The organism is Bradyrhizobium sp. SZCCHNR1051 (genome assembly GCF_032489615.1).
Classification (GTDB): Bacteria; Pseudomonadota; Alphaproteobacteria; order Rhizobiales; family Xanthobacteraceae; genus Bradyrhizobium.
In genome coordinates, this window is record NZ_JAUEYJ010000013.1 from 1 (window position 1) to 13,840 (window position 13,840).

Genomic DNA, 13,840 nt, shown 5'->3' on the forward strand with positions numbered 1-13,840 from the left:
ATGCTGGCGTCGCTCACGCCATGCTTGCGGCACAGATCGGCGACCGGAACGCCAGCCTCGTGCTCCTTCAAAATCCCAATGATCTGCTCTTCCGTAAAGCGGCTGCGCTTCATGCTCTGGTCCTCGTTGGGCCAGAACGAACTTCAAACTGGATTAAGCCCCAGGGGCAAGGTCAGGGTACTTCAACAACTTCATGCAGGACGACGAGCGCTCGAAACAGGGCAATAAGCGAAGAATCGCGCAGGCCGCAGTTCTCACTTCAGTAGAGAGTTTTGCTTACGATAGCGCCTCGCCGAAAACCGGCACGAACGGTTGCTAGTGCCGAAATGGCAGAGGAAATGGCAGCCGGTCCGCGAAACGGTCCGCAGCAGAAATGGCTCTATCGTCAAGTACTTGATCTCATTGGTGGGCCCGGCAGGACTCGAACCTGCAACCAGACCGTTATGAGCGGTCGGCTCTAACCATTGAGCTACAGGCCCCGCGGCGCGGAGGTCTTGCCGGCGGCGGGCAGGAGCGGGCCTGTCCGGCGCGGCGTGGGAACCCCAACGACGGTTCGGGCTCCGTTTACAGCCTGGCCAGCCATCCGGCAATGCCGCTACCGGATCGTTTTGGCGCGCCGCCGTCGCCGCCGGCCCGGTCTCGGCCCGCCGCGACGCTAGTCCACCGAAACCCCGGCGAATTCCACCACCTTGCGCCATTTCTCGGTCTCGTCGACGACCAGCTTGCCGAACTCCGCCGGCGTCATCGCGCGCGGGATGCCGCCGGTCTCGGTGAGCCGTGCCACCAGCTTGGGGTCCTTCAGCGCCTCGCCGACCGCCTTGTTGAGAATCTCGACGATCTCAGGCGGCGTTCCCTTGGGCGCCGAGATGCCGTAGAAGCCGACCGATTCGTAGCCCGGCACGGTCTCGGCGATCGCCGGGACGTCCGGCACCGTCGGCCAGCGCTGCGGCGAGGTGACGCCGAGCGCGCGCACGCTGCCGCCGCGCGCCTGCTCCAGCGCCGTCGGCAGATTGTCGAAGATCAACTGCACCTTGTTGGAGATGATGTCCGGGAACGCCAGCGCCGAGCCGCGATAGGGCACGTGCAGCATGTCGCATTTGGTCATCGCCTTGAACAGCTCGGCCGCCATGTGCACCGAGGTGCCATTGCCCGAGGAGGCGAAGGCGATCTTGCCGGGGTTGGCCTTGCAATAGTCGATGAACTCCTTGACGGTCTTGGCCGGCACGTCGTTGCTCACCACCAGCATGTTGGTGAGCTGCATGATGCTGGCGACCGGCACGGTGTCGCGGATGAAGTCGTAAGGCAGCTTCTTGTAGAGCGAGGTGCTGATCGCGTTGTTGGGCGCGACGAACAGCAGCGTGTAGCCATCCGGCGGCGCGTTGATCGCGGCGGCTGCGGCGATGTTGCCGCCCGAGCCGGTGCGGTTCTCGACCACGACCTGCTGGCCCAGTCGGTCGGACAGCCACTGCGCCATGATACGGGCGACGATGTCGACCGGCCCGCCCGGTGCAAAGCCGATCAGCCAGCGGATCGGACGGTCGGGGTAGGCCGCCGCGGCCGGTTGTATCGCCAGGCATGCCGTGACCACCAGGCCGGCCAGGAACGTGCGCGCCCACTTCATCTCGTCCTCCCGAAGTTCTTGTCGTCGTCTTTGGCGACATGCTTCCATAGATCTGCACGCTTGCATACAAGCTTGTGTCGGACGCGCAGGCAGGGAAAGGCAGGCTCATGACGTCGTTGCGAATGCTCGGCCTTGCCGTTGCGCTGGTGTCCAGCGCCGCCGCAGCGCAGCAGGGAGGGAACGCCATCAGCAAGCTCACGATCAGTCTCGGGACCGCGACGCCAGGCGGCGGCTTTCCGCTCTATGGCGATGCCTTCGCCAAGGCCCTGAATGACGCCGATGCCGGGCTTGCGATCGTCACGCGCAACACCAAGGGCAGCAACGAGAACATTCCGCTGCTGGAGCAGGGTGAGCTCGATCTCGGCCTCGTCGCCGGCGAGCCGGCCTACCAGGCCTTCATGGGCATCGACCGCCCCAAGACGCGGCTCAAGATCCTGACCGCGATCTTTTCCAGCCCGGGCCTGTTCGTGGTGCGCGCCGACAGTCCTTATCGCAGCATCCGCGATCTCGTCGGCCAGACGGTGGTGTTCGGCGCCAAGGGCTCGGGCCTGCCGATCATGTCGCGCTACATGCTCGACGGGCTCGGCCTGCAGCAGGACCAGGACTTCAAGGCGATCTATCTCGACCGTGCTGGCGACGGCCCGGCCATGGTGCAGGACGGGCGCGCCGCGGCGCTGTGGGGCGCCGGCATCGGCTGGCCCGGCTTCGCGGCGATGGCCAAGGCGCCGGGCGGTGCCCGCTTCATCGCGCCGTCCGCCGAGGAGATCGCGCAGGTCAGGGCGAAGCACGGTTTCCTCAAGGCCCTGACGGTGCCTGCCGGCAGCTATGCCGGGCAGGACGCGGCGATCGATTCGATCGGGTCATGGAGCTTCGTGCTGGTGCGCGAGACCTTGCCCGACGACGTTGCCTACCGGCTGGCGAAGACGCTGCATGGCGCGGAAGCCGCGCTGTGCAGGACGCTGGCGCAGGCCTGCGAGACCACGGCCGCCAACACCGTTGCGGCAGCGCCCGATCTCGCACTGATCCATCCAGGCGTGATGCGATATTTGAAAGAGATTGGCGTTGCCAAGTGAACCGCTGTCGTCCCGTCGAACGCCGACGTTCGACGGGACGATGCCTTCATCGTTGCGGCGCCCTCACTTCTTGATCAAGGGGCACGCTGGATCTGGCGGGCCGAACGCGTCATCGCCTTTGATGGTCGCGAGGATTTTGTAGTAGTCCCACGGATATTTGCTCTCCTCCGGCGATTTCACCTGCGCCAGCACGAGATCGTGCACCATGAGATTGTCGGCGCGCAGCTTGCCGTTGCGGGCGAAGAAGTCCTCGACCGGCGTGTCCCGCATCTTCGCGGCGACCGCGAGCGGATCGTCGCTGCCCGCCGCCTTGATGGCGTTGAGATAGTGCATGACTGCGGAATAGACGCCGGCCTGCCACATCGTCGGCATCCGGTTCATCTTGGCGAAATAGCGCTTCGACCATTCCCGCGTCTTGTCGTCCATGTCCCAGTAGAACGAGGTGGTGAGCAAGAGCCCCTGCGCCGCCGGCAGGCCGAGCGAATGGATGTCGGTGACCAGCGCGAGCAAAGCCGCCATCTGCTGTCCGCCCTTGAGCAGGCCGAACTCGGATGCGGTCTTGATCTCGTTCATGTTGTTGGGCGGGCCGGCGGCGATGCCGATGATCTTGGCCTTGGAAGCCTGCGCCTGCAGGATGAAGGACGACAGATCCGGCGTCGCGAATGGCGGCCGCACCGCGCCCACGACCTTGCCGCCATTGGCGGTGACGACGCTCGACGCGTCGCGCTCCAGCGAATGGCCGAAGGCGTAGTCGTCGGTGATGAAGAACCAGCTGTCGCCGCCGCGCTTGACGACCTCCTTCGCCGTGCCGGTGGCGAGTGCGCGGGTGTCGAACACCCATTGCATCGCGTAGGGCGAGCAGAACTTGCCGTGGAAATCGGCGGAACCGGTCGACTGGGTGATGAACAGCTTCTTCTTCTCGGTGGCGATGGTCTGCACCGCGAGGCCCACCGCGGAGACCGGCACGTCGACGATGAGATCGACCTGCTCGGTGTCGTACCAGCGGCGCGCGATCGCCGCGCCGATGTCGGGCTTGAGCTGATGATCGCCGACGACGACGCTGATCGGCTTGTCCAGCACCTTGCCGCCGAAATCATCGACCGCCATCTGCGCCGCGGTGACGGACCCTTGTCCGGTCGGCGTCGAGGCCGGGCCGTTCATGTCGCTGAGCACGCCGATCTTGACGACGTTGTCGGAGATCTCGGCCTGCGCGGCGGTCGTGACCAGCAGCGCGGCTGCGGCCCACGCCGCCCGCTTCAAGCAGCTGAGTTGCAATCAGTCCTCCACCGATACCGGCATGATGCCGTTGTTTGTTCCGGCTCTGCCGGCCGGTCCGCCTATCTGCAATCAATCCAGGGCGGCCGTCAATCATGCCGGACGGCGGAGCGGTGGAGCGATCCTGTGCGCTGCAATGCCGCAAGCAGCGAGGTCGTCGCTCACGCGCGCAGGCTCCTCGGCCGTTCAGGCCTTGGCGGTCTTTTGCTCCTCGTGCGCAGCCTCCCACACCTCGCGTGCGGCGTCGGCGTTCATCAGCGCGATGCCGACGCCCACGATCAGGTCGGGCCAGATCGAGGGCCACACAAAGGCGGTCACGAGACCGACCGCGATGATCGCGATGTTGGCGAAGGCGTCGTTGCGTGCGGACAGGAAGGCGGCGCGGGTCAGGCTGCCCCGGTGGTCCCTGACCCGCGCCAGGATCAGCGCGCAGCCGAGATTGACGATCAGCGCGCCGAGGCCGGTCACGGTGAGCGGCAGCGGCGCGGGCACGATCGGCGTGAAGAACTTCTCCCCGGCGGTCCACAGTCCGGCGATCGCCGGCGCCAGCAGGATCAGCGCCAGCACCTTGCCGAGCAGCGCCCGCCGCGGCGGGCTCCAGCGCAGCGCCAGCGCAATCAGGATGTTGACCGAGGCATCTTCCAGAAAGTCGACGCTGTCGGCGAACAGCGACACCGAGCCGATCGCCAACGCCACGGCGAACTCGATGCCGAAATATCCGAGATTGAGCACGGCAACGGCGAGCACGGCGCGGCGGACCATGGTTGTCGCGTCCATCAGGCGTCCTCAATCCTCGAGAGCTGCGAGCCGCTCCGCCTCGGCGAGGTCGAGCGCGGTATTGGCATTGAAGAACGGATCCAGCGGAACCGACGGCCAGCTCACGGTTGCGACCTTGTAGCGCGCCGTGAAGCGGGTGACCTTCCGGATGTCCTCCGCGACCAGGGCGTGGCGAAGGTCCTCGCGCAGCCCGACCGGCCACAGCCCGATCACTGGGTGGATCTGTCCGCCGGACGCCGCCAACGCCAGTTCGGCCTGCTCCGCCGCCCGCGCTGTCGCCAGCCGTGCGACCAGATCACGCGGCAGGAATGGACAGTCGCCGGCGGCGCTCAGCATCCACCGTGCCTCCGGCATGTGCGCCGCAACCCAGTCGAGGCCGGCGAGAATGCCGGCGAGCGGGCCCGGAAAGCCGACGACACCATCCGGCACGACTGTCAGGCCGTTGCCTGCGAAGCGCGCGGGGTCGCCATTGGCATTGAGGATCAGCCGGCTGCACTGCGGCGCCAGCCGCGCGATCACGCGCTCCAGGATGGTGCGGCCGTCGACCATGCGCAACGGCTTGTCGCCGCCGCCCATCCGCTGCGCGCGACCGCCGGCGAGCAGCACGCCGGGGATCGAAGTCGAGGTCATGGCTGTCATCGCGGGTTCGTTACCACGACTGCTGCCAGGGCGTCAGCGTTGGCGCGCACGATCCACCATTTGGGTCTGCGGGGCGGCCGCACGCACCGGCATGCCCCTCGCTTACGGGCCTTGCCTGGTCCGCGGGGCTGCTGGCATGACAGCGCGAAGCGTGGACATGGCGTTCCACCCGGCCTTCGGGCCATCGATCGATTCCGCGCTCCTGGCTGTGCGAAAGCGCCGGGGCTTTTCTGGAGACCGCGATGAAAGTCATCGGCCTCGCCGGCTGGAGCGGCGCCGGCAAGACCACGCTGCTGACGCGGCTGATTCCTCATCTCAAGGGGCAGGGACTGCGCGTCTCGGTGATCAAGCATGCCCATCACAAGTTCGACGTCGACGTTCCCGGCAAGGATTCGTGGCGGCATCGCGAGGCCGGCGCCGAGGAGGTCCTCGTCGCGTCGGGCACGCGCTGGGCGTTGATGCACGAGCTGCGCGGCGCAAGGGAGCCGGCACTCGCGGAGCTTCTGGCGAAGTTGTCTCCCGTCGATCTGGTCGTCATCGAAGGCTACAAGGCCGGGCCGCATCGCCGCATCGAGGTGCATCGCACAGCCAACGGCAAGCCGCTGCTGTTTCCCGATGATCCAGGCATCGTCGGGCTCGCCAGCGACGGTGATGTCGAGACCGCGCTGCCGCGCGTTCATCTCGACGATATCCCGGCGATCGCGGCGCTCGTCCACCATCTCGCGATGCCGCTGGCGGACGTTCTGGCGTTGTGCGACAAACTTGGTGTTCCGTGATGGAACTCGCGCGAGTTCGCAACGCCAGTGTTCCTCTGGCATCCCAGGAACCCAGTTCAGGGTTCCCGTGATGGTGCGGCCCGGTTGACGTGCCGGAACCGCTTGGCCATGGTCGCGCACATGATGATGACGAGGCTGGATCTGACGGGCCTGAAGTGCCCACTGCCGGTGCTGAAGACCCGGAAGGCGTTACGGACGCTCAAGGCGGGAGAGCGGCTCGAAGTGTGCTGTACCGACCCGCTTGCGGTGATCGACATCCCGAATCTGGTACGGGAGACCGGAGATCGGGTGGAGAGCGTCGATCGCACCGAGCGCGGCATTCTGTTTCGGATCGAGAAGGCGGCGGGACCGGCCGGATGACCCGTGCGGCGGTGAACATCCTCTGCTGCAGGTTGCTCGAACTACGTAGTTCGCGGGTGCGATCTCGACGCATCGATGTGTCAAGGGATCGTGCTGCTTCCTATCGTCGCAGCGGCGTCAACCCGAGCTCACAACAATGCCGCGTTCTCAGTCCAGGCTTGCGACGCTGTTGCCAGGCAAGGACAAGTTGCTTCGTCTTCACGTTTCCGCGAGCGCGCGCATGCGGCCTTAAGCCGTGTCCCGTCGCTGATCGCCCGGACATCTCATTAGTTGATTCCATCAGGAATGGTCGTGACGCGTCCGGAAAGTAATCGAGAGCAATGTGGCTACAGCCGTGAGTGGCGGTCGCGTTGGTTGCACGTGAATTTGTGTGTTTGTTAGCAACACATTCCCGCTGCAGTGCGATCAATCCACGAAGATCGACCGATTATTACCATTTTACTATCGACAATTTGCCTCAGTTCTGCACCAATTGAGACGCTTCCGCGGAGGTTGCGGGAGACGAGTCATGCCCGCTGGGGAGCGGGCCAGGCAGAACAGCGGCACAAAGATGGTGAGGGCATAACGTCTCGGGTGGGGTGTTATGCGCATCGAGCCAATGATGAACGTTTGTGCGTTGCGGGACTGCTCTGGTACGCGATAGCGGGCGGGGTGAGTGGGCGTATTGATTCTGATCAAGGGGACAGAACATGACGTTGTTGCGTTGGACGGGAGTCCGTAGGGGAGGAATGCATGGCTACCATTGAAAGCGCGGGCACGCTCCCGGGCTCGCAAGCGGGGATCTTCGATCGTGAGCACACGGTCGCCAAGGCGGGGTTCAACCGCTGGCTGGTTCCTCCGGCTGCGCTGTGCATCCATCTGTGCATCGGCATGGCGTATGGCTTCTCGGTGTTCTGGCTGCCGCTGTCGCGCGCGATCGGCGTGACCAAGACTCAGGCCTGCCCGGACATGACCCTGGTGCAGGAGCTGTTCACGACGACCTGCGACTGGAAGGTCGCAAGCCTTGGCTGGATGTACACCCTGTTCTTCGTACTGCTGGGTGGCTCCGCGGCGGTCTGGGGTGGCTGGCTCGAGCGGGCCGGACCGCGCAAGGCGGGTGCCGTCGCGGCCTGCTGCTGGGGTGGCGGCCTGCTGATCGCAGCGCTTGGCATCTATGTGCACCAGCTCTGGATGATGTGGGTCGGCGCCGGCGTCATCGGCGGCATCGGCCTCGGCCTCGGCTACATCTCGCCGGTGTCGACCCTGGTGAAATGGTTCCCGGACCGGCGCGGCATGGCGACCGGCATGGCCATCATGGGCTTCGGCGGCGGCGCGATGATCGGTGCTCCGCTCGCCAACCTGCTGATGAACTACTTCAAGACCCCGACCTCGGTGGGTGTCTGGGAGACTTTCGTCACGATGGGCGTGATCTACTTCGTCTTCATGATGATCGGTGCCTTTGCCTATCGCGTCGCTCCGGTCGGCTGGCAGCCCGAAGGCTGGACGCCGCCTGCGGTCAAGAAGGCAATGATCTCGGAGCACCATGTGCATCTCGACAACGCGCACAAGACTCCGCAGTTCTGGCTGGTCTGGTGGGTGCTCTGCTTGAACGTGTCGGCAGGCATCGGCGTGATCGGCATGGCCTCGCCGATGCTGCAGGAGATCTTCGCCGGCAAGCTGATCGGTCTGCCCGACGTCAGCTTCAACCAGCTCGACGCCGGCCAGAAGGCCGCGATCGCGGGCATCGCGGCAGGCTTTGCCGGCCTGTTGTCGTTGTTCAACATCGGCGGCCGCTTCTTCTGGGCGTCGCTTTCGGATCACATCGGCCGCAAGAACACCTATTACTGCTTCTTCCTGATCGGCATCGTGCTCTATGCGCTGGCGCCGACCTTCGCAGCGATGGGGTCCAAGCTGCTCTTCGTGGGGGCCTTCGCCATCATCCTCTCGATGTATGGCGGCGGCTTCGCGACCGTACCTGCCTATCTGGCCGACCTGTTCGGCACCCAGTTCGTCGGTGCCATCCACGGCCGGCTGCTGACCGCGTGGGCGACGGCCGGCATCATCGGTCCGGTGGTCGTCAACTACATCCGCGAGTTCCAGCTCGCCGCCGGCGTGCCGCGCGACCAGCTGTACAACACGACGATGTATATCCTCTGCGCCATGCTGCTCGCCGGCCTGATCTGCAACTTCCTGATCAAGCCCGTCGATGACAAGTGGAACATGAGCGCGGACGAAGTCGCGAAGTACCAGGCGGAGCTCGCCAAGAACGAGTCGGCGATCCAGCACGGGTCGTTCGGCATCGGCAAGGGCGGCCTCGACGTCAAGGCCGCCCTGTTCTGGGCCTTCGTCGGCGTGCCGCTGGCCTGGGGCGTCTGGAAGACGTTGGAAAGCGCGGTCAAGATCTTCTGACCGATCGACGATGATACAAAAGGGGCGGCCGGATCGGCCGCCCTTTTTTTTGCGCGGTGCTGCGCGGCCGCTAGGTGGAAGCTCGCTTACCGCGAAAGCGCCGAACCTCCTTGCACTTATTGATTTCCTATACGAGACGAATTCGGCCTCTCTCGCATTCCTACGCTGCTGGGCTCCATCTTCCGCCTTGCCGGCCGGATCTGGCGCCGGCCCGACGGAGAATGGACATGAGCGCGGTTGACCTGTTTCGCGAAGCCCGCGGCGCTATCGGCCTGAGAGCCATCCGGCGGCCGCATCCAATCAAGACGCTGCGCGGCATCTTCAGGACCATTCATGCCGCGATCGCCGCGGCCAAGCTGCGGCGCTTGCGCAACGAGCTGCTCTGTCGGCGCAGTTCCGTGGCGTCTCCGTCGCTGCCGGGTGATGCGGAGAGTCCGGCCGCGGTCGCCGCAGATTGTTGACGACAAAGGGAGCTTCTGAACGATCGGTCCTCGCGGCACCGCGCGGTGGGCCCTCTCAACACCGGACCTCTTGCCTCCGTGACGCGGCTGCGGTGTGAGCGCTGAGCAGCGTCATGGCCTGCATGACGGCTGCCATCGTGGGAGAGTCCAAAGCTGTCAATGGCAGACGAACGCCGGCGGCGATGAGCCCCTGGAGACTGAGCGCGTATTTGACTGCGGCCGGCGTATCGCGGCTGAATGCCTCGATCAGCGGCAGCAACTGATGATGCAGCCGTCGCGCAGCGCGCCAGCGGGCGCGCTGACAATAGGCGAAAAGCGCGCCGCAGAGCTGCGGTGCGACGTTGGCCACCAGCGAGATGTTGCCGTCGCCTCCGGCGGCTGCGAACGGCACCGCCGTCGCATCGTCGCCTGACAGCAGGCGGAAGCCGACCGGAAGCCGCGATCGCAGATGTACGGTCCGTGCGATATCGCCGGTGCCGTCACGCAGGCCGACGAATTGCGCCCACCGCGCAAGGCGCACCAGTGTATCGTCGGGCAGTGCGCGTCCCGTGCGCGACGGGCAATCGTGCAGAATGACCGGCAGCGCCGTCGCGTCGCCGACGGCGCGGAAATGCGCGTAGATTCCCTCTGCCGTAGGTCGGTTGTAGTAAGGGACCACCGACATGATCGCGTCCGCGCCGGCGGCTGCCGCCTGGCGGGTGTTCTGCACGGCCTGGAGCGTCGCGTTGGATCCTGCTCCGGCGATGACGTGGACCCTATTGGCGGCCGCCGTCACTGCCGTGCGAATGACCTGTCCGCGCTCTGCCGCGGTGAGCGTAGATGCTTCGCCTGCGGTCTCGCAGACCAGGATCGCGCTGGCGCCCGCTTCGATCTGCCGCTCGCACAGTCTGGCGAGCGCCGGGCGGTCGAGCGCACCATTGGCATCGAACGGGGTTGGAATGTCCGCGATGGTGCCGGCGAGCCAGCGTGCGGCCGATCCAGGCTGCATCCTGAGCGCATCGCTCATGCGACCGGCCGCCTTCCGCTCGCGAACAGCAGGCCGATCGAAGCAAGCCGGCCATCGGTATCGAGCTCGATCGTGCGCGCGAGCTCGACGATGGTTTCCGGATGGTGGCCGTTCTCGAACAGCGCATATTTCATCGCCTCGGCACGGCTCACGAACAGGCCGCCATAGAGCCCATTCTGCTCCTGGGCGACCCACTGGCCGCGGCCGTTCTTGCCGATGAAGACGAGCGCGGGGGCCGGCATGTTGCACGATGGGGGTTCGAGACTTTTCACGGGAGTGATCCTTGCTGTGGTGAGAGCAGGCCGATCGGAACGATCGGCGCTCATGGTCGGCAATATCGAAGGCGAGGGGTAGGAATTCGAGATGGCGCCGCGTGCGATCGCATAAGAGTGGCGTAGGGGCGCTTAGTTTCCGGACGGCTGGATCAGTGCCGTCACCGCGCAATAGAGCGCGGTGTAGCCGATCATCTCGTCCCAATGGTTCAGGCTCGCAGCGAACACGCGCTCCCGGCGCAGCATCGCGAGCACGGCACACAGGATTGTGGTCATCCAGAGCAGGGCGGCGAGGCTGCGACCGAAGCCGATGCTGCCGAAGGTCGCGAACAGGATGAGGATCGCCGTTCGCAGCAGAAATCGAACCAGCACTCTGGCGGCCGGAAGCTCCGCGGGCTTGTCAGTGGAAAGGAACATCGCGGCAATGACGGCGGCTCAGAAATTGTCGCAGCAGAGCAGGTCGGCGACCGCCGCCTCCGTCGTGATGCCGCGCCTTGCGTCAGGCTGCGAGACGCTTGGCTCGAGACGGCGGGCTTCGGCCGCGGCGTGGAGAATGGCGAGGGCGAGATCGCTATGGCGGGCTTCAGCGCAACGATCGAGCCAGTCCGGCAATTCGCGCTGTTGCGACAATGCGCAGTGCCATTCGCCGTCGTCATAGGCAATGCGGCGAAGCTGCCATCGCGGCAGCTGCAACGCGACCAGTTCGAGCGCGGCATCGACGCGCGCCTCGGTCTCCAGCAATTTTGCGATCCGCAGCCGGCGCCGCCCGCGCGCCGACAAGGGTGAGACTCCCTCGTCGTCGTCAAGCAAAGCCGTCAGCATCGCCGTGGTGGTCTGCGCGAGCTGTGCCGGCTCCAGGACATCCGGTCGTGTTGTCAAGGCAGCCATGCTGGCCTCCCGTCGTCAGTGAGCGTTGGCCCGATGGGCCCTGATCGGCAATGTGGCCGACGGCGCCGTAGGAATGCGAGAGGGGCGGGGGCTGAGAGAAATAAGCGGCGCATAAAGATGCCTCGGTGCTGTGGCTGCCTCCATATGCGATCGCCGCGGCGACCAGGCGAAAGCCACTGCGGGAATGCCGTGGTCTTTATGAAATTCCTATAACTTTCCCGGCAGCGCTGTCTCGAAAACCTATGGTTCCGGATGCCATCTGTCGCGATGGAGCGGATCGTGGGGCACGGCGACGGGATGCTTGATCTATCACAAGTCGCGCGCCTCCGGCTGTCCTTACGCTTTGCGCGTCTCTCGCGCGCATGAGGAGCACACCATGCTTGACATCCTGATGCTGGCGCTGGCCGCCGGCTTCTTCGCCTTGGCGATCGGCTACACCTATGCCTGCGAGCGACTCTAGGAGACGGGCCATGATCTTCGACTATTCGCTCGCCGGCGCCGTGTCGCTCGGCCTTCTGTTCTATCTCACCTATGCGCTGCTGCGGCCCGAGCGGTTCTGACCGCCGGCTGTCGCGCCTTCAAGGACATATCCCATGACTGTGATCGGCTGGATCCAGATCCTGCTCTTTTGCGCCGTCATCGTCGCGCTCGCCAAGCCGCTCGGCTGGTACATGACGCGCGTCTTCAATGGCGAGCGCACCTTCCTCTCGCCGGTGCTGCGGCCGGTCGAATCCGCGATCTATTGGATCGGCGGCGTCGATGAGCGGCGCGAGCAGCATTGGCTGACCTACACGGTCGCGATGCTGCTGTTCCACGTCGGCGGCTTCCTGATCATCTACGGCGTGATGCGCTTGCAGGCCGTGCTGCCGTTCAATCCGGCCGGGCAGTCGGCGGTAGCCGAAGATCTGTCGTTCAACACCGCGATCAGCTTCCTCACCAATACCAATTGGCAGAACTACGGCGGTGAGAGCACGGTCTCCTATCTCGTGCAGATGCTCGGCCTGACGCACCAGAACTTCCTGTCGGCCGCCACCGGCATCGTGCTCGCGATGGCGCTGATCCGCGGATTTTCACGCGCCTCGGCGCGGACCGTCGGCAATTTCTGGGTCGATGTCGTCAGATGCACGCTCTATGTGCTGCTGCCGCTCTGCATCGTCTACACGCTGTTCCTGGTCTGGCAGGGCATCCCGCAGACGCTCGGGCCCTATGTCGAGGCGACCACGCTGGAAGGGGCGAAGCAGACCATCGCGGTCGGCCCGGTGGCCTCGCAGGTCGCGATCAAGATGCTCGGCACCAATGGCGGCGGCTTCTTCAATGCCAACGCCGCGCATCCGTTCGAGAACCCGAACGCGCTGTCGAACTTCATCCAGATGCTCTCGATCTTCGCGCTCGGCGCCGCGCTCACCAACGTGTTCGGCCGCATGGTCGGCAATCAGCGCCAGGGCTGGGCGATCCTCGCCGTGATGGGCGTCCTGTTCATCGCCGGCGTCGCCGTCACCTACTGGGCCGAGGCCAGCGGCAGCAATGTGCTCAACGCGCTCGGCCTGACCGGCGGCAACATGGAGGGCAAGGAGGTCCGCTTCGGCATCGTCGCCTCGTCGCTGTTCGCCGTGATCACCACGGCGGCGTCCTGCGGCGCCGTCAACGCCATGCATGATAGCTTCACCGCGCTCGGCGGCATGATCCCGCTCATCAACATGCAGCTCGGCGAGATCATCGTCGGTGGCGTCGGCGCCGGCCTCTACGGCATGCTGCTGTTCGTCGTGCTCGCGATCTTCGTCGCCGGCCTGATGGTCGGGCGCACGCCGGAATATGTCGGCAAGAAGATCGAGGCCCGCGAGGTCAAGATGGCGATGCTGGCAATCTTGGTGCTGCCGCTGATGTATCTCGGCTGGACCGCGGTCGCCGTGGTGCTGCCCTCGGCCGTCGCCTCGATGGCCAATGCCGGTCCGCACGGCTTCACCGAGGTGCTCTATGCCTACACCTCCGCGACCGCCAATAACGGCTCGGCCTTCGGCGGCCTCACCGGCAACACCTTCTTCTACAACCTGACGCTCGCCTGCTCGATGTTCGTCGGCCGCTTCTTCATGATCGTCCCGGCGATGGCGATCGCCGGCTCGCTCGCCGCGAAGAAGTCGATCCCGCCCTCGGCGGGCACGTTGCCGACCACCGGCGGGCTGTTCGTCGGTCTCGTCGTCGGCGTCATCCTGATCATCGGCGGCCTCACCTTCTTCCCCGCTCTCGCCCTTGGTCCAATCGTCGAGCATCTCGCGATGACCGCCGGCACCGTGTTCTGATCCCGGA

17 protein-coding genes and 1 tRNA gene are annotated in these 13,840 nt (G+C 65.4%); 8 read left to right on the plus strand and 10 right to left on the minus strand.

What is annotated here, in order from left to right:
- The 3 genes from QW868_RS17130 to QW868_RS17140 all read right to left on the minus strand — a co-directional run.
- On the minus strand, positions 1–113 hold a 113-nt coding region (locus QW868_RS17130), incomplete at its 3' end, for a transposase (RefSeq protein ID WP_315758316.1).
- 290 nt (positions 114–403) lie between these two features.
- Positions 404–479 (minus strand) — tRNA-Ile (locus QW868_RS17135).
- A 176-nt stretch (positions 480–655) separates the two neighbouring features.
- On the minus strand, positions 656–1,621 hold the full coding sequence (locus QW868_RS17140; RefSeq protein WP_315738688.1) for a tripartite tricarboxylate transporter substrate binding protein: 966 nt from the start codon (positions 1,619–1,621) through the stop codon (positions 656–658).
- Between the two features lie 107 nt (positions 1,622–1,728).
- Here QW868_RS17140 and QW868_RS17145 point away from each other — a divergent pair, with 107 nt between their 5' ends.
- The gene (locus tag QW868_RS17145; RefSeq protein ID WP_315738687.1) at positions 1,729–2,694 is read left to right on the plus strand and encodes a TAXI family TRAP transporter solute-binding subunit; all 966 of its coding nucleotides are present in this window, start codon (positions 1,729–1,731) and stop codon (positions 2,692–2,694) included.
- Positions 2,695–2,757: 63 nt separating this feature from the next.
- Here the strand turns inward: QW868_RS17145 and QW868_RS17150 are convergent, their stop codons facing one another.
- The 3 genes from QW868_RS17150 to mobA form a co-directional block, all read right to left on the minus strand.
- Positions 2,758–3,969 carry an ABC transporter substrate-binding protein gene (locus QW868_RS17150; protein ID WP_316231008.1) on the minus strand — a complete coding sequence of 404 codons (1,212 nt, stop codon included), beginning with the start codon at positions 3,967–3,969 and terminating at the stop codon, positions 2,758–2,760.
- Positions 3,970–4,155: 186 nt separating this feature from the next.
- Positions 4,156–4,746, minus strand: a complete 591-nt coding sequence (locus tag QW868_RS17155; RefSeq protein ID WP_315775891.1) for a cation transporter — start codon at positions 4,744–4,746, stop codon at positions 4,156–4,158.
- 9 nt (positions 4,747–4,755) lie between these two features.
- On the minus strand, positions 4,756–5,385 hold the full coding sequence (gene mobA, locus QW868_RS17160) for a molybdenum cofactor guanylyltransferase MobA (protein WP_315813773.1): 630 nt from the start codon (positions 5,383–5,385) through the stop codon (positions 4,756–4,758).
- A 242-nt stretch (positions 5,386–5,627) separates the two neighbouring features.
- On the opposite strand from mobA, the gene mobB reads away from it, so the two are divergent.
- The 4 genes from mobB (at position 5,628) to QW868_RS17180 (ending at position 9,370) form a co-directional block, all read left to right on the plus strand.
- The gene (gene mobB, locus QW868_RS17165) at positions 5,628–6,161 is read left to right on the plus strand and encodes a molybdopterin-guanine dinucleotide biosynthesis protein B (RefSeq protein ID WP_315738683.1); all 534 of its coding nucleotides are present in this window, start codon (positions 5,628–5,630) and stop codon (positions 6,159–6,161) included.
- Positions 6,162–6,281: 120 nt separating this feature from the next.
- Positions 6,282–6,521 (plus strand): sulfurtransferase TusA family protein, encoded by a 240-nt coding sequence (locus QW868_RS17170; protein WP_315738740.1) that lies wholly within the window; start codon positions 6,282–6,284, stop codon positions 6,519–6,521.
- A gap of 732 nt (positions 6,522–7,253) precedes the next feature.
- Positions 7,254–8,909 (plus strand): OFA family MFS transporter, encoded by a 1,656-nt coding sequence (locus QW868_RS17175; protein WP_315771955.1) that lies wholly within the window; start codon positions 7,254–7,256, stop codon positions 8,907–8,909.
- A gap of 221 nt (positions 8,910–9,130) precedes the next feature.
- Positions 9,131–9,370 carry a hypothetical protein gene (locus QW868_RS17180; protein WP_316231009.1) on the plus strand — a complete coding sequence of 80 codons (240 nt, stop codon included), beginning with the start codon at positions 9,131–9,133 and terminating at the stop codon, positions 9,368–9,370.
- Between the two features lie 55 nt (positions 9,371–9,425).
- On the opposite strand, the gene dapA is transcribed toward QW868_RS17180, so the two are convergent.
- The 4 genes from dapA to QW868_RS17200 all read right to left on the minus strand — a co-directional run bounded on the left by dapA (position 9,426) and on the right by QW868_RS17200 (position 11,536).
- Positions 9,426–10,376, minus strand: coding sequence for a 4-hydroxy-tetrahydrodipicolinate synthase (gene dapA / locus QW868_RS17185; RefSeq protein ID WP_316231010.1), 951 nt, complete (start codon positions 10,374–10,376; stop codon positions 9,426–9,428).
- A complete protein-coding gene (locus tag QW868_RS17190) occupies positions 10,373–10,648 on the minus strand; it encodes a hypothetical protein (protein WP_316231011.1) in 276 nt (91 codons plus the stop codon). The genes dapA and QW868_RS17190 overlap by 4 nt, the downstream gene beginning before the upstream one ends.
- 132 nt (positions 10,649–10,780) lie before the next feature.
- Positions 10,781–11,065 (minus strand): hypothetical protein, encoded by a 285-nt coding sequence (locus tag QW868_RS17195; protein ID WP_316231012.1) that lies wholly within the window; start codon positions 11,063–11,065, stop codon positions 10,781–10,783.
- 18 nt (positions 11,066–11,083) lie between these two features.
- Positions 11,084–11,536 (minus strand): hypothetical protein, encoded by a 453-nt coding sequence (locus tag QW868_RS17200; RefSeq protein WP_316231013.1) that lies wholly within the window; start codon positions 11,534–11,536, stop codon positions 11,084–11,086.
- 301 nt (positions 11,537–11,837) lie between these two features.
- Here QW868_RS17200 and QW868_RS17205 point away from each other — a divergent pair, with 301 nt between their 5' ends.
- Genes QW868_RS17205 through kdpA form a run of 3 tightly spaced genes read left to right on the plus strand, consistent with a single transcriptional unit; the run spans position 11,838 to position 13,833 of the window.
- Positions 11,838–11,996 carry a hypothetical protein gene (locus tag QW868_RS17205; RefSeq protein WP_315771963.1) on the plus strand — a complete coding sequence of 53 codons (159 nt, stop codon included), beginning with the start codon at positions 11,838–11,840 and terminating at the stop codon, positions 11,994–11,996.
- 10 nt (positions 11,997–12,006) lie between these two features.
- A complete protein-coding gene (locus tag QW868_RS17210) occupies positions 12,007–12,096 on the plus strand; it encodes a K(+)-transporting ATPase subunit F (protein ID WP_018454042.1) in 90 nt (29 codons plus the stop codon).
- Between the two features lie 33 nt (positions 12,097–12,129).
- The gene (gene kdpA / locus QW868_RS17215) at positions 12,130–13,833 is read left to right on the plus strand and encodes a potassium-transporting ATPase subunit KdpA (RefSeq protein ID WP_316231014.1); all 1,704 of its coding nucleotides are present in this window, start codon (positions 12,130–12,132) and stop codon (positions 13,831–13,833) included.
- Positions 13,834–13,840: the final 7 nt, after the last annotated feature.